Raw genomic sequence first — 18,608 nt, 5'->3', positions numbered from 1 at the left:
TAGCCTCTGCCTTATGACTAGACCGAACGAAGGAATGTAGGCACACAGATGCCCAGAGACATGGGAGGGTACGTCATCATAAGTTACGCAGAGATCCATTGTGCATCGTATAATTTCCTATCACTACTTTCCACCATTATCCAGTAGTGACCGCGTAGCGTACCCATATGTTGGAATAGTTTCACATAATATAAAAATTTTGTTAGGAAACGTGTTGAAAAATATTTTTTTGACACCCCACCAACGGCCTAAACCGTTGATAAATCAATATTTATAGAGGGAGGATGCGAAATGAACTATCGTATTGTTGAGAAAGGACCTTTTAAGTTAGTAGGATTTAAGAAGAGAGTTCCAATTATTTTTAAAGGTGTCAATCCAGAGATTGCAAAAATGACTGAACTTTTAACCACGGATGTTATTAAACAATTAAAAGCAATTTCAAATGTAGAACCAACAGGTATTATTAGTGCTTCCACTAATTTCTCGGAAGGAAGAATGGAAGAAAGAGGAGAACTAGATCATTACATCGGTGTAGCAACTTCAAGTGATGAAACAGCAGAATTTGATGTATTAAAAATTGATGCTAGTACTTGGGCTGTATTTGAATCGATTGGACCATTCCCGGAAACACTTCAAAATGGCAGTTACAGGAAAACAAATCATTGGTTCAATGGGAACCAAAATGTATATTCCAAACTGGGATGACATTCTTATATTGGGAAATCAGCTTAATCCACCTCCTTTGGATGAATTTGCTGAAGTTGACACCACAACAATAATCGGTAAAAACGCAAAGAAGCCAATGGTCCTTGAAAATCCTGTTTATATTTCACATATGTCATTTGGAGCTTTATCTAAAGAAACGAAAATTGCTTTAGCAAAGGGAAGTGCCCTTGCTAAAACTGCAATGTGCAGCGGTGAGGGTGGAATTCTTAAGGAGGAAATGGATGCTTCTTATAAATATATATTTGAATATGTACCAAATCTTTATAGCGTTACAAGGGAAAATCTTCAAAACTCAGATGCTATTGAAATAAAAATTGGTCAGGGAAGTAAACCTGGAATGGGCGGCCTTCTTCCAGGGCCTAAGGTAACTAAAGAAATAGCTGAAATTAGAAATAAACCAATGGGAGAGGATGTAATCAGTCCATCAAAATTTGAAAATATTAACTCAAAGGAAGATTTAAAAAAATTAGTAAGCAGACTAAGAGAGGAATCCGGAGGAAGACCAATTGGTATTAAAATTGCAGCATGTAGGATTGAAAGTGATATGGAATATTGTGTGTTTGCTGAACCTGATTTCATTACAATTGATGGAAGAGGTGGAGCCACTGCTGCAAGTCCCCAGATAATTAGGGATTCCACAACCGTTCCAACCATTTATGCGTTATATAGAGCAAGAAAATATTTAGATGAAAATCATTCAGATATGCAACTTGTTATTACTGGAGGACTTAGGGTATCTTCTGACTTTGCAAAGGCACTGGCTATGGGTGCAGCTGCAGTTGCAATAGCCTCTGCAGCTTTAATAGCAGTAGGTTGCCAGCAGTATCGAATCTGCGGAACCGGATTATGCCCAATGGGTATTGCAACACAAGATCCTGATCTTAGGAAGAGATTAAACATAGATGATGCTGCTAAGAGAGTAGCGAACTTTTTAAATGTTTCCCTAGAAGAGTTAAAAACCTTTGGAAGAATTACCGGTCATTCAAATATTCATGACATTTGTGTAGATGATTTATGTACTATTAACAAAGAAATATCTGAATTTACAAATATTAGACACGTATAAAACCTTTTTTCAAAAAAATTCTCCAATATTGAAAACCAGCTAGGGTAAATATTCACCCTAGCCGGTTTATCTTTTACATTACTTGTTATTTTCAGCATAATACTTCAGGGCTTCTCCAATAAATTTAGATGAACCATCGCCATATTTCTTATCTATTGCTTTTATTAAAATAGGCTCTGACAAATACTGATCTGCTTGATAGCTCCAAAAATTTTCTCCAACCTCTACTTTTAAAGCTTCATTCTGCTTTTGTGTCTCATCTACTATTTCAGATACAATTTCTTGAATTTCCTTTGATAAGGGGTCTTTGCTTAAGTCACCTGTAAGCTTTTTATATAATGTTTCTAGTCTAGGTTCATAATCTCCCAAATAAATTTTTAAAGCTTTTCCAATAAATTTAGATGCACCGCTTCCATATTTCTTATCAACTTCTTGTATCCAATCAGGAAATAATAAATAAAGCTGTACCATAGAGTACCAATAATCATCCCCCATATTATTTTTAAAAACTTCATAATCATTTTTAGCTATATGAGTTATTTCACCAGCAATTTGTTGAATCTCCTCTGAGTAAGGATTTTTATTTAAATCGGCTGTAAGTTCCTTATATAGATTCCTTAACTTAGGATGATTGTCATTAAGAGAATCTTTTTTAAACTGCTTCATTTGTTCGGCTTTAGTCATTAATATATCATTATTCAAATTCATCTTTACAATTTCAGCATATTTTTTTATACTTCCATATTGTTTTATGGCCATTTTAGCAATATCTGCTTCTCCAGCTTTCATTTTTTCAATACACCCATTATATTTATCCATACTTCCGTAAATTTTAATTATTTTATCTTCATTTTCTTTTTTATACTCTTCTAATACATTAAAAAATTCAGTCATATCAAATTCTTTAAAGCTCACCCTATTCACTCCTTTTAAGGTTTTATTTATAAGCTCTATTAAACCATTTAATCTATCGCGTTTTATAATGAGTAGCTTTTTTTGCTTCTCCAAAGCCTGCATTTTATCAAAATGGGGATTACCCATGATTTCTTTAATTTCTTTCAGTGGTATATCAAGCTCTTTAAAAAATAAAATCTGTTGCAGGACTGCAAGGGCTTCATCGTCATAAAGTCTGTAACCTGCCTCTGTAATTGCACTTGGCTTTAGCAATCCTATTTCATCATAATAATGTAGCATGCGTACACTAACTCCTGTCAGGTCCGAAACTTGTTTTACGGTTCTCATAAATTCACCTTCAACTTTGATTTTAAAGTTTCAATGCTCCCTTATACTCTGCCAGCATGAGTTTTATTGGCATTGCCAACCTCTGACTTAATATTACACTATGACATAATGTTAGAGTCAATACTATGGATAGATATGTGTGATAGCCTCACTAACAAATTCAGCGAGTCCCGGCATCTTTTTGTCCAGCTCATTTTTATATTCTAAATATGCCTGTCCGATACTACAAAACGTCTCATCATCACATGGGAAAATTAGCTGTATAAATTCTCTAAATGCTGTTACTGCCTCCTTGGCCTCTAAACTGTCAGGACCATACTTCATGGCTTTGTAAAACTTTTGGATGACATCTTCAGCAAGGGTAATAAGTTTATGAAAATCCATATGTGTCATTTTATATGCCTTTTCTACAACAGATGGTTTGTTCATTTTGCTGAACATTATATTGCTTTTCATTACTGGAAGAAAAAAACTACTTTCATTTAACAGCCGTATTTCATTTGCATATGTCTTTTTTAATGCATTAATCCTATTTTTATCAAAATCTCTAAGCATTGAAATATCAAACTCATCATTCAATATACGATCAATCGAATGTATCATTTTTTTTATTTGAGATTGTTTTTCCAAAAGAACCTGCTTATGTTGCCTCAATAACTCCTTTTCTATTTCCTTTGGATTATCCAGTATCAACCGAATGTCGTCAAGGGAAAGGCCTAACTCCTTATAAAACAATATGCTCCATAATCGACGCAAGCTCTCGTCGTCATATTGACGGTATCCAGATTCCTTCACTGCACTGGGTGGTAATAATCCAATTTCATCATAATATTGTAAGGTACGGCGACTTACACCTGACAACTTACACACTTCATTTACACTTTTCAATTTTATCCTTCCTTCTATCCTTTGAATGGATCTATAATGTTTTACATCATTTAAAAAAGTCCTTGACTCGAACGTAACGTTACAGTTTATACTCATTGTAAACATCAAGCATTGCTTTGTCAAACGAAATATCAATGACAAAAGCATCCATATATTATAAAGGAGGATTTATTAATGATATGTAAAAATAAAAAAACCCATGAACTTGAGCCTATTCCAAAGGAAGTCATGAACATTGCTTGGATTTTAGTGCTTGGGGCCATTATGCCTTTACTTGATTCTACAATGGTAAATATTGCAATCAAGCACTTAAGCAATGATTTTAGTATTGGACTTGATTCAATTCAATGGGTAATTACAGGTTATGTATTGGCTATGGCAATTTCAGTACCCCTTGCAGGCTGGATGGTTCAACGTTTCAACGGTAAATGGTTAATGATTAGCGCTAATATAGTATTCTTAGCGACCTCGATTGCTTCGGGACTTAGCCGAAGCATCTATTTATTGATTATTTCCCGCATTGTTCAAGGTTTCAGCGCCGGATTTATTATGACATTGGTGACTACTTTGGCTATTGAAGTTGCCGGGAGAGAGGCAATGGGACGAGTGATGTCAACCGTTGGTATCCCAATGATCTTAGGTCCAATCCTTGGTCCGGTTATTGGAGCTGTGATTGTCCAATTCTTGTCGTGGCGTTACGTCTTCTTTGTCAACATTCCAATTGGTATTATTGCCATAACTTTAATGATTTTGAAGCTTCCTGACTTTACACCGGCAAATATAAAAGCCAAATTCGACTTCATTGGTATCACTTTGTTGGGCGCCAGTTCAGCATCTTTGATTTATGGAATTACGCAGGGGGCGAAAAATGCTACTTTTAACAACAGCATGACTATTTCTTATGTTTTTGCCGGTATTGCAATTTTAGCCATCTACATTATTTACGCTGCTATTAAAAGGGAACAAGCAATTCTACCTTTACACTTGTTTAGATTAAAAAATTTCACTGCTGTCATAGTTGGCTTGTTCCTTGCAGGGGTTGCCACCAACGGTCCAATGTTGTTATTACCATTGTTTTTTCAGAACATTAAGGGCTTCTCAGTTTTGGGCACTGGATTGATCTTAATTCCACAAGGTATCGGTATGTTAGTTGTCCGTCCATTGATTGGCAAGCTAACTGATAAATTAGGAGCACGTGATGTTGTCCTGGTAAGTTTGACATTAGCCATCGCTGGCACCATTCCATTTGTCTTATTCAATGAGAGGTCTTCACTTATTGTTGTTGGTGTTGTCTTGTTTATTCGCGGTATAGGCATCGGAGGTGTCACCATGCCAATGATGACTGATGCATACACTGGAATGGTCAGACAAGAAATTCCACAAGCCAGTATCGGAACCAGACTGGTGCAAAATATCGGTGGTGCCTTTGGTTCAGCAGTGCTTGCAACGGTTGTTAGCCTTGGAGTCCAAGGTAAAACACCAACGATTCCACTCCTAACTACAGCTTACCACGACGGTTTCATGTTAGCATTAATCCTTAGCTTGGTAATGCTCATTCCATCTTTATTCTTAACTAACAAGAAAGCCAAGAATTAATATTTTCTAACAAAGAGGCTAAATATCATTTTTTCACTAAGCATCAATGATATTTAGCCTCTTTTTAAAAGTAGTAATATCTACCTAAAATGGCACAAGTTGATTCAAATAATGTCTGTGAGAAACATATTTATAGCAATTTCGCCATGTAGAATTCATCTATATATTCTCCATCAACATACATTGAATTTTTTCTTACACCTTCAATAACAAAGCCATTTTTCTCGTATAGATGTCTAGCTACTACATTCGGACACATAACTGTTAATTCAAGCCTCTTAATACCATTTTGCTGTGCCCATAAATCCAATTCTTTAAAAAACTTACTTCCTATTCCTTTCCCTTGAAAAGCCTTTCTTATACCAACTACAATATAAGCCGTATGTTTAATCCTGTTTGGTACACCTCTTTCAGCAGAAAGAAATCCAACAATTTCTTTATTATTTTCAGCAACTAATATTAAGTTACTTCCCTCAACTGACTTTTCAATAAGACTGTTAATTTGACTTATATTCTTTGTCCTTTCATTTGGTTCGTACATCATATATTTAGTTTCTTTATCTAATTCAAATAGCATTTGCCAAAATGCATCTGCATCGTTTTTATTGATTTTTCTAATAATCATCATTCATCATCCTCACCTTTTTACATCAAGACAATTGTTTCAACATGTGTGGGGTAGGATATATTCAGAGTGGTTTCCATCATCAGGATACGAGGCGGTTGAAGGTCCTGAAATTTTATGGAGTGAGAGTCCAGACACTGGGAATCCTAAGTATAGAAGCGAAATTTGGATTCCAGTAAAGAAAAAAGACTATTAATTACATCAATGTTTACGAAAAGGGCGCTCCTATTAAGAGTGCCCTTTTCGTAAACGGTACGATTGGTGAATGTTTGGCGTAGCTAATTTCGGGTTGTGCTAGGCACCCCCGAAACAATAAAAGCTTAACTTCACTGATAATATACTCTTCCTCACTTTAATTATAACATATACAAAATTGCAAATATAGACTGTTCGTTCTGAATTTCAACTGCTATACTTCGATAGTATATTAGTGAGATTTGTTGGGGGATTTGGGATAGTGATTATTTTGGTCTGCTTCATTAATCGACGAATTGGCAAAAGGCAAGCCAATGGAGAAGATCTTGAGCAGTTGAAGTTCTGGATATACTCATCATAACATTCAATTAATTTGGAGGTAAGATTAGATGAATAAAAAATTTGATCCAAATAACGTTATTATTAAAATCTGCATGAGTGGGATGGGATTGGAGGACTGTGGAAACAGTGAGGGTGCGATTGCGATGTTTCATAAAGCATGGCACGAAGCAACGGATGACTATGAAAGATTTATCGCAGCTTATCATTTAGCTCGTATACAAGAAAATATTACAGATAAATTAAAATGGGTGGAAACATCCTTACAGTGTGCACAAAATATAGATGATGATAACGTTAAGAGTGCTTACTCCACGTTGTATATAAACATTGCCAACTGTTATGAGGAGTTGGGTGATTCTGAACAGGCAACTAGAAATTATGAATTGGCCAAATCATATAATGGTGCACTAACAGATAAAGGCCCATTTTACCATGGGACAAAGGCAGATTTGAAAGTTGGTGATTTTCTGATAGCGGGTGGAAATTCAAATTACAAACCTGGGCTTAAAATGAACCATATTTATTTCACTGCTAATGTCAATGGGGCAGGTCTTGCAGCAGCATTAGCAAAAGGAAAAGGAAGAGAACGCGTTTATATAGTAGAACCTACAGGTGAATTTGAAAACGACCCAAATGTTACTGACAAAAAGTTCCCTGGTAACTTAACGCGTTCTTATCGCTCACAAGAACCTTTAAAAATTATTGGTGAAGAAACAGAGTGGACGAAACCGACAGCTACTAAGCGACGAGAATGGCATGAAAATTTAGCTAAAAACAAAGGCGATATTATTAACTAAACACATTTAATGGTGTGATAGTTGAAGGTCGATATGTTCCCGCCTACCGATAGTGCCAAAAACGTAGTGGATATGTTTCCGAGAACGGATACGCTCAAATGACATTCATTCTGTCCTCTCGAGCCACGTCGAGTGTTTGGTGCAACTCATTTTAAAATAGTATAAAACTTGCCCAGCCTTAGGACTGGGTTAAAGTCTTTAAGTGGCACTTAATTTAGTAGGGGATGGAAATTTCTGATCGACAACAACGGCGCCATTATTTCGGAGCCTGTTTTGTTCTTAAGTGTTAGGAGCTGAACATCTACTCTATCGTATGATATTTGGATGAATTATAATAAAAGTAAAGGTATTGGTAAGAGGAGGGGTGGATAGAATGAAATGGCAAGAAGCGAGGAAACTATTCCCAAATCAGTTTCTTTTGGTTTCAATTCTTGATTATCATGAAGAAGATGACAAGAAAATTGTTGATGAAGTAGCCCCGATAAGAACCATTTCTGAGAAGGATGCAAACAAAGAATTCTTCCGTGCTAAAGAAGGAACTATTGTTTATCACACATCCAATGAAGAATTTGTAATTTACATTCGCAGAGATCCTTTGATGAAAGTGGGAAGAATCTAATGAAACTTTCAACTATGCCAAGGCTCCACTAGATTAATCAGCATCTTTTTTATATCCTCAAGGTATTTGGGGACGGTACTGTTGCTGGTCGGCATGTTCCCACCTACCGATAGTGCTAAAGATGTCGTGGATATGTTTCCACTTACTGACGGTTCGAAAGACATTCGTTCAGTCCTCTCGAGCCACGTGGAGACGGCTGTACTGCTGGAGTTAAAATTGTAGCCATCAAATAAACTTTTCCGATTCAAAATAACCTTTCCGATCCGACCCTGATTTTGTGAAAATAAACCTTTCCGAAATCAGGGCCTTTTTCTGTGGAAACCCTTGCCAGATCTGCTTCTCTCGATTTTTAATTATTGATTTTTCGTCAAATGCGTGTGGGGTCGCGTGTTTGGCGAGTTTTTTTGTTTTTAGGTGTCAGTGTTTGATGTGACCTGAATGTTGTCGGGTTGAATGAGTGGGATTGATTTTTACGGTTTTGGCTATTAGGCGAGTCGGTAGGAATGACATTTTTTCATATTTATTTTTGTAATTTATTAAAATTAAAATTTCTGTGCTTGCATTTCTAAATTATTCCTGTTAGGATTATATCAAGGCAAAAAAATAATTTTAGAAAGGCACGATTTTATATGAAAAAGTTGAGCGAGGTGGTTAAATTTATAAGTGGATCGCCTCAATTTAGAATTACTGAAGTGTTTGATGCGGATGCCCCACTTTATACATATTATGGTCAACTTGACATGGCTGATGACTTGGTTGATATCATTTCACCAAACGTTGATAACAAGCAAGTTAGAACACGTGATAAAGTCAATACGCTGTATACGGGAGATGTCGTATTTAGTCTGATATCCGGGATTTCAACGATTGTCAGAAAAGCGCATGAGGGTTATCTCTACACACAAAACTACGTGAAGCTGATACCGAATGAAAGTATTGATTCACAGTATTTGGTTTATCTGCTGAATGAGGATAAGTCAATTAAGAAGCAATTTCTGATGGGACTGCAAGGTTCGCAAGTTTTGAAATATACGCTCAAACAAGTGAAAGAGTTAGCGTTACCCGAATTACCATCAATGGAGAAACAACAAATGATCGGTGAAGTATATTTTAATCTGTTGCGGCTGCGGGCTTTACGAAACCGGGCAGCGAATGCTGAAACAACCATACTTTTAGCCATGTTGGAGGAGGCAAGCGGTAAATGAGTGAAAATCAATTTGAAACAGAACTCATTCAATATATCACAAGCGGAACCATTACGAAGCCGGAACATCTTGAAGGGATTGGTGATTCCATCCTAAACGAGAAACCATTGGATTATGTTGTAAAAACGAAACTTTGGAAATATGAGCCGAACATCAAAACAACGGATCAACTTTGGGATAACTTCAAAGCCATTTTAGAACAACATAATCAAAACACGCTTGACCACCCTCTAAGTACGGTTGAGTTTAATCAGGTGAAAAAAATTATTTCAGATATACAAACACCTTATGAGGCAGGGCAGTTTTTATACGGTTTAAATGGCGTATCGCAAATTGAAATTGATTTAGATGAAGGGCGTCATGTATTTTTGACGGTTTTCGACCAAAAACAAATCGGTGCAGGGGACACGGTCTATCAAGTCGTGAATCAAATTGAACGGCCGGCTGTTATTACCGGGAAACCAAATCGCCGTTTTGACACGACACTGCTTATTAATGGTTTACCGATTATCCAAATAGAAGAAAAATGGGATACGCATGATGTGAATGAAGCCTTAAATCAAATGCATCAATATGCCCAGGAAAATCAGTATCGTGATATTTTCTCTACTTTGCAAATTTTGGTGGCGATGACGCCGAATAATGTGAAATATATGGCGAATACCACGCCTGATAAGTTCAATAAAGATTTTGCCTTTAACTGGCAGCGTAAAAGCGATAATACCATTGTGCGCAACTGGAAAGAGTTTGCTGATTCTATGCTTTCAATCCCTATGGCGCATCAAATGGCGACAAACTACATGATTTTAGATGGCACGAAAAATAAGCAAATGCTTAAAGTAATGCGTCCTTATCAAGTTTATGCCACTCAAAACGTGATTGAGAGATTGAAGCGGGTCGATTTTGAACTTGGAACGAATAAAGTCGGGTATATCTGGCACACAACCGGTTCGGGAAAAACCATTACAAGTTTCAAGACTGCGTGGCTTGCCAGCCGTATGCCAAAAGTGGATAAAGTCGTTTTTGTGGTGGATAGAATTGCCCTTACAAAGCAAACAAATGAAAACTATAAAGCCTATGATCCGGATGCAAGTGATGACATGATCGGAAGTGTTCAAAACACTGAAAACACGAATGACCTGAGCCGGAAACTGAAGCGTAAAGACAATGGCATTATCGTTACGTCTGTCCAAAAGCTGGATACCTTAGTGAAACGCAAGACCTTTAAAGCGCCTGATAAAAATATCGTCTTTATTGTGGATGAAGCACATCGTTCAACTGGCGGGGACAGTTTTGCAGCCATTCAAAAAGCGTTTAAGAAATCGGCCTGGGTGGGTTATACTGGAACGCCTATGTTTGATGAAACAACGACTGGCTTGCGCACGGAAGATATTTTTGGCCCGCTTTTACACGCCTATACGATTCGGGAAGCGATCGCGGATCGAAACGTTCTCGGGTTCAAAGTCGATTTTGAAACGACAATAGACGAGGAACAAATGAAAAATGTCTACTTGCCAAACTTCTACCGTGAACGTTACCCGAAGTGGACAGAGGAGAAAATTCAAGAGAAGATGAACAACCTCACACAAGAAGATATGGATGACGCAGTTGAACCAAGTTTCTATGATGAAAATCCGGACCATATCAAATTGGTGGTAGAAGACATTTTCAAGAATTGGCGCAATCGTTCAAATGAAGGTAAATATAATGCTTTGCTTACCACTCATGTCGGCGGGGGGAAAGCGAGCACACCAATGGCAATGATGTACTTTCGTGAATTTCAGCGTGTGAATGCAGAAAACAGAAAGAACGGCGGACAAACTTTAAAAGTTGCTGTAACTTTCAGCCAAAATTCATCGAATAACGATAGTATGCTTGCGACCAATCAAGGATTGCATGATGCGATTAAAGCCTACAATAAAGAATTTGGGACAAACTTTGGCATGGATGACGTGGCAGGTTACACGCAAGATGTGACAAGCCGTTTGAACAAGACCGCAACGGATAAAAATTATCTTGACCTAGTAATCGTGGTAGACCAGCTTTTGACCGGTTTTGATGCGCCTGAACTGAACACATTATATGTAGATCGAACGCTAAAAGGTGCCGGATTGATCCAAGCCTACTCAAGAACAAATCGTATTGCAGATATGCAAGAAAAACCTTGGGGACGTATTGTCAATTATCGTTGGCCGGCACAAAACGAAAAGTTGATGAATAAGGCTTTAGCAATATACGCGAATAAAAATTCCGCAATCCTTTCAGAAGATGAACAACGAGAATCCAACCGAAAAGACGGGATTATTGCCAAACCGTTTGAAGATGTGTTCAATGAAGTGAAGAAAGTGGTTGGAAAATTGGGAAGTTTAACGAGAGAATTCCAACAGCTGCCACCGTCTGAAAAACAAAAAGAGTATATGCTTGATTTATTGCGTGAATATAATATGGGTATGGCAAAGTTAAAGCAGTATGACCCGAAAGAAGTGGATGGAAATGCGGCAGGCTTCAATTATGACAATCCGGATGAGTTGGTTGAAAAACTGGGGATGACTTCGGAACAAGAAACGATCTTGACTACCGTTTTAACAAATGAATTGAAACAACATATTTCAAAAAAGAAGAAAATCCCACTGTATCAGATTGAATTAAGAATGACACACGTCAAGGATGTTAAAATAGACTACGACTATTTAACAGAATTGGTTGAGCAATTATTGAATCAAGTGCATGACGGCCAAACAGCGGAAGCCCGGGAAACGCAAGAAAAAATCAACCAATTTGCGAATGGGTTGGATGACCGCAATTACGCGACGAAGATTATGAATGCCGCAACTGCGATCATCAAAGGGCATTTCCCGCCGGAAGGTTCAAATTTCAAATACCCTGCGAAACTATCTGACAGCGAACAAATCATTCAGGCAGCGAATAATGTGAGCCTTGATAGATTGTTTTTAGATTTCCGTGTGAAGTGGGGAATTACCGATATAATCACAAGCGCGCAGATGCGAGAGTTATTCAGCCGGCATCGTTTTGGTGTGCAGGACTTGGATGACACCGGTCAAATTCGTGACATTATCGCGCAAGCAAGCCGCGATTATAAGACATTGGCACATGATGAAAAAGTACAGGCACTATCAAAAATCAAATACCGTAATAGCCTGCGTGAAGCCATTTACGAGTTGGCTGACGAGTTGGTAGAAAACTAAGAGGGAAGAGAAAAAATGAGTGAACATAACACAAATGTACCAAAATTAAGGTTTCCTGGCTTCACTGATGTTTGGGAACAGCGGAAGTTGGGGGAAATAGGCAAAACACAGTCAGGAATTGGTTTTCCAGATATTGAGCAAGGTGGAAAAGATGGCATTCCATTTTTTAAAGTCTCAGATATGAATAATGATGGGAACGAATATGAAATGTTATATGCAAATAACTATGTTAGTGTTGAACAAATAAGACGAAAAAGTTGGAAGCCCATTGAAACAGTACCTGCTGTAATATTTGCGAAAGTAGGAGCTGCGATAATGCTTAATAGAAAACGCTTGGTTCGCACTCCATTCCTAATTGATAATAATACAATGGCTTATATATTTGATGAATCATGGGATGTTGATTTTGGTAGAATCTTATTTGAAACAATTAACCTGCCTAGATTTGCGCAGATTGGTGCGTTACCATCATACAATAGTTCGGATATTGAAGGTATCGACATTTTTGTTCCGTCATTAGATGAACAGAAAAAAATTGGTATTTTTTTCAAACAACTCGATAATACTATCACCCTTCATCAGCGTAAGTTAAATCACTTGCAAGATGAGAAGAAAGGCTTGCTTCAAAAAATGTTCCCGAAAAATGGAGCGGATGTTCCTGAAATTCGTTTCCCAGGATTCACTGGCTCTTGGGAACGGCGGAAGGTTGGAGATTACTACGACTTTAAAAATGGACTTAACAAAGGAAAAGAATTTTTTGGACATGGGGTTCCAATTGTAAACTTTAGTGATGTATTTAAGAATAGAGGTATTTTTGCGTCAAAATTAAAAGGAAGGGTAGATTTACAGCCTTCAGAAATTGAAAATTACAAGGTTCAGAAAGGAGATATTTTCTTTACAAGAACATCTGAAACAATTGATGAGATTGGATACCCCTCAGTAATGCTAGATGAGCCAATAGACACCGTTTTTAGTGGTTTCGTGTTAAGAGGTAGAGCCATAGGAGAAGATCCACTAACCTTAAAATTTAAACAATATGTATTTTATACAGACGTATTTCGCAAAGAAATGATTAAGAAAAGTTCTATGACAACTAGAGCACTTACATCTGGCACAGCAATTAAGCAAATGGAAATTCATTTTCCTAAAGATAAGAGGGAACAGGATAAAATTGGCGACTATTTTCAAGAACTCGACAACTTCATCACCCTTCATCAGCGTAAGTTAGATCACTTACAAGAACAGAAGAAAGCGTTACTTCAACAAATGTTTGTTTAATATAATTTGAATCACGAAAGGAAATGAAAATGATGAGCAATGATCTACATACAATTACCAGCAAGCTTTGGGCGATGGCGAATGAACTGCGCGGTACAATGGACGCTTCAGAATACAAAAACTATATCTTGGCATTTATGTTTTATCGCTATTTGTCAGAGCACCAGGAACAATATTTAGTTGAAAATAATGTTCTTGATGTGGCAAGTGGCCAATCCATTAACGAGGCTTATCTTGAACAAGCTGTTGGAGAGGATTTAGCCGACTATTTAGAAGATATTTCATCCAGTCTGGGTTACGCGATTGCGCCAAATGACACATGGGCATCTTTGATTAACAAAATCAACGAAGCACAAGTCATTCCAAGTGACTATCAAACCATTTTCGATAACTTTAATAAAAATGCGGAGTTAAATAAGGAAGCTGTACAAGATTTCCGTGGGGTGTTCAACGACATCAATTTGGGGGATTCCCGACTTGGAAGTTCGACCAACGAACGTGCCAAATCTTTGAACAATATCGTGAAATTGGTTGATGGGATTGAATATAGAGGTGATGACGGCAAAGATATTCTAGGTGAAATCTATGAATACTTAATTGGTCAATTCGCGGCAAACGCCGGTAAAAAAGGCGGGGAATTCTATACTCCCCATCAAGTCAGTAAGATTTTGGCTAAACTTGTCACTCACGGGGTTGAAAATACCGGCGAATTCTTCAACGTATATGACCCCACAATGGGATCAGGTTCGCTACTTCTTACAGTTGGACAAGAATTGCCTGATGGTACACCGGTGAAGTACTTCGGTCAAGAGTTAAATACCACAACTTACAATTTGGCGCGTATGAATCTGATGATGCACAATGTTTCATATAATAATATGGCGTTAAACAATGCGGATACATTAGAAAGCGATTGGCCGGATGGACCAGATGCAAAAGGAATCGATCATCCACGTTCATTTGATGCTGTGGTTGCAAATCCTCCATATTCTGCAAAATGGGATAATGATAAAACAAAATTAAAAGATCCCCGTTTTAGCGATTACGGAAAATTAGCACCTGCTTCAAAAGCGGATTATGCTTTTATTTTGCACAGCCTTTATCATTTGAACAATACTGGGACAATGGCGATTGTCTTGCCTCATGGGGTGTTATTCCGCGGTGCAGCCGAGGGTAAAATTCGTCAAACGTTGATTGAGAAAAATTACCTTGATGCGGTGATTGGATTACCTGCCAATTTATTCTACGGCACAAGTATTCCAACTACAATTTTAGTTTTTAAGAAAAATCGTCAAACTAAAGATATTTTGTTTATTGATGCGAGTAAAGATTTTGAAAAAGGTAAAAATCAAAATAGCTTAAGTGATGCAAATATCGAAAAAATCATCACGACATTTAAAGAACGTAAAGACGTCGATAAATACGCTCACGTGGCTTCTATCGAAGAAATCAAAGAAAATGAGTTTAACTTAAACATTCCTCGTTACGTTGACACGTTTGAAGAAGAAGCCCCGATTGATTTAGCTGAAGTGATCAAGCAACTGGAGCAAGATAATCAAGAAATTGCTGAACTGGAAGCTAAGATTAATGAACAGTTGAAAGTTTTAGGCGTGCAAATTTAGATTTTTGGGAGTAGGGAGGTGAAATTTTCGCTTCCCCACTTTTATCTCAAGAAGATCTGGCTAAACTTTGTAATGTATCGAGACAGACGATAAATGCAATTGAAAATGATAAATACGACCCTACTTTACATTTAGCTTTTAAAATAGCTTCTGTATTGGATACCGCCGTAGATGAGCTTTTTATAAGCGATGCTTTTAGAAAGTGATCATAATTCTCTGACTGTATCTATTCGTTCAGCAAGTCCCATTTAGGATAACATGAAGAACCATACCGGTGTTTCAAGTTAATTTTGACAGGTCACCAATTATGATCGGATAACAATATATGATCTCATCATTATTTACAATTTCAGATTTTGATTCTCTTATTTTCAACTGATGTTTGTTTCTACATAACGTCCGTAGTATGTACCTATGACAATTAAAGCTCCCCCAAGCCACTGTTGCCAAATAAGTGATTCTCCACCTATTAAAATGGCAAAAACCGCGGAAAAGACAGGTTCCGTACCCATTAATAACCCGACACGAGTAGGTGAAGTCTTTCTTATCATTGCTAACTGAATATAAAAGGCTAAAAGAGTGCCGAAAATTGCCAAGTAAATTGTCAGTATCCAAAAACTAAAGGATGGGGGAAGAGCCATTGCGTTTTTGCCATTCAGCAACACAGTTAATATTCCCATAACAATGGCCACAACACCTAACTGTATTGTTGTTAAAGATCCGGAATCCATCTCTTTTCCATTGGTTAATTTTTGGGTGACTGCCATTTGAGTTGCACGTAACAATGCGGCAACCAATATTAAAATATCGCCTATATTAAAACTGTAACCTCCATGCTTAATGGTCAAAAAAAATGTACCAGCACAGGATAAAATAACAGCTCCTATAATTCCTATTTTTAATGGTTTTTTAAGTGCCAGAGATTCTATAACAGGAGTAAAAACAACCGTCAGGCTAATTAAGAAACCTGAATTTGCAGCAGATGTATAATTAATCCCCCACGTCTCTGATGTAAAAATACCGGCTAGAAATAATCCAAAAATTATACCGGAAAACCAAGTATCTTTTGTTGCGTTTTTTAATTTTCTCCAAGTGAAAAGGATCATAATGATCACTGTTAAGGTAAATCTGATAAAAAGAAACGGAAATACAGGCATCTCTTCCAGAACAACCTTTGTTACCAGGTGATCCCCAAACAATAGCAACAAACAGCAATGACAGGTCAGCTACCCAATGTCTTGTGGTACTCACTGAATTTATGCCACTCCTTTAAACTCAATATACGCAGAACTTTCTTTTGATTCATTTTCCCAACTAATAACCAAACCATTACAATGGTCTTGTTAGGAGTGCAATTAAAATCATAACAAGAAATCTTTGAGCAAAAAGTTCAAAGCTCTGCCATATCTTTTCATAGATATTTATAGAACGAATAGTTCTTTAATTTCAATTATACATTATATTTAAACGATATCCAGAGAGGATAACGAATATTTTTCCGGTCGAATATAAAGTAGTGTTCTATTTTCCGTTCTTTTATCAATTCTGCAATTTTAATTCTTCAATTCATACACTTTATGATCTCTGACAGTTTTACCAACCCTTTTTCTAATTGAGTAAATGAAGCATATGAATAAGACAGGCGAAGATGGGAACGATCATTCCTGTCGCTCTCTGTTAAAATCCCTTCCTTATCCATCTGAATGCCGCACAGATTTATTCCGGCAGACTGAAAAACATGCACCGATTGAAGATAAGAAGGATTCTCATGAAAAATCGTCGAGCCCAGTTGCAACAAACCCAGAGAAATAAATTGCAGCGCCTGGATTCCGCCCGAAACGATCATAATGGAAGAGGGGGAGGTGATAATCCCTTTCTCTTTTAAATAATCACTAATTATTTCTCTGAGGTACTGGCTGCCTTTAGGTTCCGAATATCCGAGTGTTATTTTCCGGGGGCAGTTCTGAAAGATACTTCGAATATGTTCTGCAGGCAATAGTTCAGGAGACAGCTCCCCAGTTCCCAGTCGAATGATATCCGGGTTAACTTCTGCTTTATTAATTTGCTGTATAAAGGGTTTATTAGGCTCATATGTTCCTGCTTTGACGTAACGATGCCAGTCAGGAGGCGGGGCAGAAGCCAGCAAACCCCAAGTATTATTGGCGACGACAGTCCCTTTACCAACTTTTGATTCTATCAGCCCTTCGGCAGTCAGTTCCCCGAGCGCATACACAACAGTGCTCCGGTTTACCTCACACTTTCTTGCCAACTCCCTCTGGGCTGGCAGCCTGGTTCCTACGGGCCACTCTCCGTTTAAAATTTTTGCTTTAATATATTCATAGATTTGCTGATACAAAGGAATATGGGAATGCTTATTTAACGCCCAATCATCTGCCATATTATTATCCCTCCTTGTCATATCATACAATATTGGTTGGCTAATCTTCCAACCAATTGGATGGAGACCAAATTGCTTCTTCTCTTTAAAATGAAAAGAAAAAATAGGGGGAGAGATAAAAATGTCAGCAGCGTTTGTTCATGGGTTTATTTTAGCATTAGGCCTTATCTTGCCGCTCGGGGTGCAAAATGTATTTGTATTCAACCAGGGCGCCGTCCAGCCTTCCTTTTTCAAAGCATTGCCTGCCATCATTACCGCATCTGTTTGTGATACTGTCTTAATTTCTTTGGCCGTTTTCGGTGTTTCCGTTGTTGTACTGGAATTCTTTTGGTTAAAAGCGGTATTCATGTTAGTGGGTATAGGTTTCCTGATCTATATGGGCATTGTGACATGGAGAAGTAAACCCACAGTTGAAAGTGAAGATGGCTTATTCACTGCAAAAAAACAAATCATTTTTGCCGTATCGGTTTCTTTGCTGAATCCCCATGCTATTTTGGACACCATTGGGGTAATTGGAACAAGTTCTTTAAACTATACAGGGGCGGGAAAAGCGGCTTTTTCCATTGCCTGTATTCTTGTTTCGTGGGTCTGGTTCACAGGATTGGCGATTATAGGGAGAGGGATTGGGAGACTGGACCAGTCAGGAAGATTTTTAACCCTGTTAAATAAAGTTTCTGCAGTCATTATGTGGGGGGTGGCAGTTTATATTGTTCAATCATTGGTTTAATTCTGGTTTATACTGTTTTTGAAAGCGTCAGTTTTGTAAGGGCAGGCAGAACGAAAGACGGGTACATGCTGAAGTT

15 protein-coding genes and 2 pseudogenes are annotated in these 18,608 nt (G+C 37.6%); 12 read left to right on the top strand and 5 right to left on the bottom strand.

Going from position 1 to position 18,608, the window contains the following annotated elements:
* Positions 1–273: 273 nt before the first annotated feature.
* Positions 274–669, top strand: a pseudogene (locus C232_RS18600) (GyrI-like domain-containing protein); the annotation flags it as partial.
* Entirely contained in the window at positions 638–1,792 is a 1,155-nt protein-coding gene (locus C232_RS0111640; protein WP_211211491.1) for an FMN-binding glutamate synthase family protein, read from the top strand. The pseudogene C232_RS18600 and the gene C232_RS0111640, both read left to right, overlap by 32 nt.
* A gap of 78 nt (positions 1,793–1,870) precedes the next feature.
* Here C232_RS0111640 and C232_RS0111635 read toward each other — a convergent pair whose 3' ends face one another.
* The gene (locus C232_RS0111635) at positions 1,871–3,034 is read right to left on the bottom strand and encodes a MerR family transcriptional regulator (protein ID WP_026314590.1); all 1,164 of its coding nucleotides are present in this window, start codon (positions 3,032–3,034) and stop codon (positions 1,871–1,873) included.
* 123 nt (positions 3,035–3,157) lie between these two features.
* The gene (locus C232_RS0111630) at positions 3,158–3,922 is read right to left on the bottom strand and encodes a MerR family transcriptional regulator (RefSeq protein ID WP_018664283.1); all 765 of its coding nucleotides are present in this window, start codon (positions 3,920–3,922) and stop codon (positions 3,158–3,160) included.
* Between the two features lie 174 nt (positions 3,923–4,096).
* Here C232_RS0111630 and C232_RS0111625 point away from each other — a divergent pair, with 174 nt between their 5' ends.
* Positions 4,097–5,518 (top strand): MDR family MFS transporter, encoded by a 1,422-nt coding sequence (locus tag C232_RS0111625; RefSeq protein WP_018664281.1) that lies wholly within the window; start codon positions 4,097–4,099, stop codon positions 5,516–5,518.
* A gap of 130 nt (positions 5,519–5,648) precedes the next feature.
* Here C232_RS0111625 and C232_RS0111620 read toward each other — a convergent pair whose 3' ends face one another.
* Complete coding sequence (locus C232_RS0111620; RefSeq protein ID WP_204166577.1) at positions 5,649–6,146, bottom strand: GNAT family N-acetyltransferase; 498 nt, start codon at positions 6,144–6,146, stop codon at positions 5,649–5,651.
* A 37-nt stretch (positions 6,147–6,183) separates the two neighbouring features.
* Between C232_RS0111620 and C232_RS19440 the strand changes: the two are divergent.
* The 8 genes and pseudogenes from C232_RS19440 to C232_RS19435 form a co-directional block, all read left to right on the top strand.
* Positions 6,184–6,339 (top strand): annotated as a pseudogene (locus tag C232_RS19440) (GyrI-like domain-containing protein); the annotation flags it as partial.
* A gap of 724 nt (positions 6,340–7,063) precedes the next feature.
* Positions 7,064–7,477: an NAD(+)--rifampin ADP-ribosyltransferase gene (arr, locus tag C232_RS20480; protein WP_069955805.1), complete on the top strand. Its 414-nt coding sequence runs from the start codon at positions 7,064–7,066 to the stop codon at positions 7,475–7,477.
* A 373-nt stretch (positions 7,478–7,850) separates the two neighbouring features.
* Positions 7,851–8,096 (top strand): hypothetical protein, encoded by a 246-nt coding sequence (locus tag C232_RS0111610; RefSeq protein WP_018664275.1) that lies wholly within the window; start codon positions 7,851–7,853, stop codon positions 8,094–8,096.
* Positions 8,097–8,725: 629 nt separating this feature from the next.
* A complete protein-coding gene (locus C232_RS0111600; protein ID WP_018664270.1) occupies positions 8,726–9,301 on the top strand; it encodes a restriction endonuclease subunit S in 576 nt (191 codons plus the stop codon).
* Positions 9,298–12,507, top strand: a complete 3,210-nt coding sequence (locus C232_RS0111595) for a type I restriction endonuclease subunit R (protein ID WP_018664268.1) — start codon at positions 9,298–9,300, stop codon at positions 12,505–12,507. The genes C232_RS0111600 and C232_RS0111595 overlap by 4 nt, the downstream gene beginning before the upstream one ends.
* A gap of 15 nt (positions 12,508–12,522) precedes the next feature.
* Positions 12,523–13,785, top strand: a complete 1,263-nt coding sequence (locus C232_RS0111590; RefSeq protein WP_018664262.1) for a restriction endonuclease subunit S — start codon at positions 12,523–12,525, stop codon at positions 13,783–13,785.
* Between the two features lie 32 nt (positions 13,786–13,817).
* Positions 13,818–15,407, top strand: a complete 1,590-nt coding sequence (locus tag C232_RS0111585) for a type I restriction-modification system subunit M (RefSeq protein WP_018664260.1) — start codon at positions 13,818–13,820, stop codon at positions 15,405–15,407.
* 23 nt (positions 15,408–15,430) lie between these two features.
* Positions 15,431–15,613: a helix-turn-helix transcriptional regulator gene (locus C232_RS19435; RefSeq protein WP_081622761.1), complete on the top strand. Its 183-nt coding sequence runs from the start codon at positions 15,431–15,433 to the stop codon at positions 15,611–15,613.
* Positions 15,614–15,778: 165 nt separating this feature from the next.
* Here C232_RS19435 and C232_RS18595 read toward each other — a convergent pair whose 3' ends face one another.
* Together C232_RS18595 and C232_RS18590 are read right to left on the bottom strand one after the other, a co-directional pair.
* The gene (locus C232_RS18595; protein ID WP_018664258.1) at positions 15,779–16,564 is read right to left on the bottom strand and encodes a DMT family transporter; all 786 of its coding nucleotides are present in this window, start codon (positions 16,562–16,564) and stop codon (positions 15,779–15,781) included.
* 404 nt (positions 16,565–16,968) lie between these two features.
* Positions 16,969–17,805, bottom strand: a complete 837-nt coding sequence (locus C232_RS18590) for an aminotransferase-like domain-containing protein (protein WP_018664256.1) — start codon at positions 17,803–17,805, stop codon at positions 16,969–16,971.
* Positions 17,806–17,926: 121 nt separating this feature from the next.
* On the opposite strand from C232_RS18590, the gene C232_RS0111570 reads away from it, so the two are divergent.
* Positions 17,927–18,532, top strand: coding sequence for a LysE/ArgO family amino acid transporter (locus C232_RS0111570; RefSeq protein WP_018664254.1), 606 nt, complete (start codon positions 17,927–17,929; stop codon positions 18,530–18,532).
* Positions 18,533–18,608 lie beyond the last annotated feature (76 nt).

The sequence above is a fragment of the Heyndrickxia acidiproducens DSM 23148 genome, assembly GCF_000374345.1.
GTDB classification, from domain to species: Bacteria; Bacillota; Bacilli; order Bacillales; family Bacillaceae_C; genus Weizmannia; species Weizmannia acidiproducens.
This window is presented reverse-complemented; position numbering and strand designations above follow the sequence as displayed.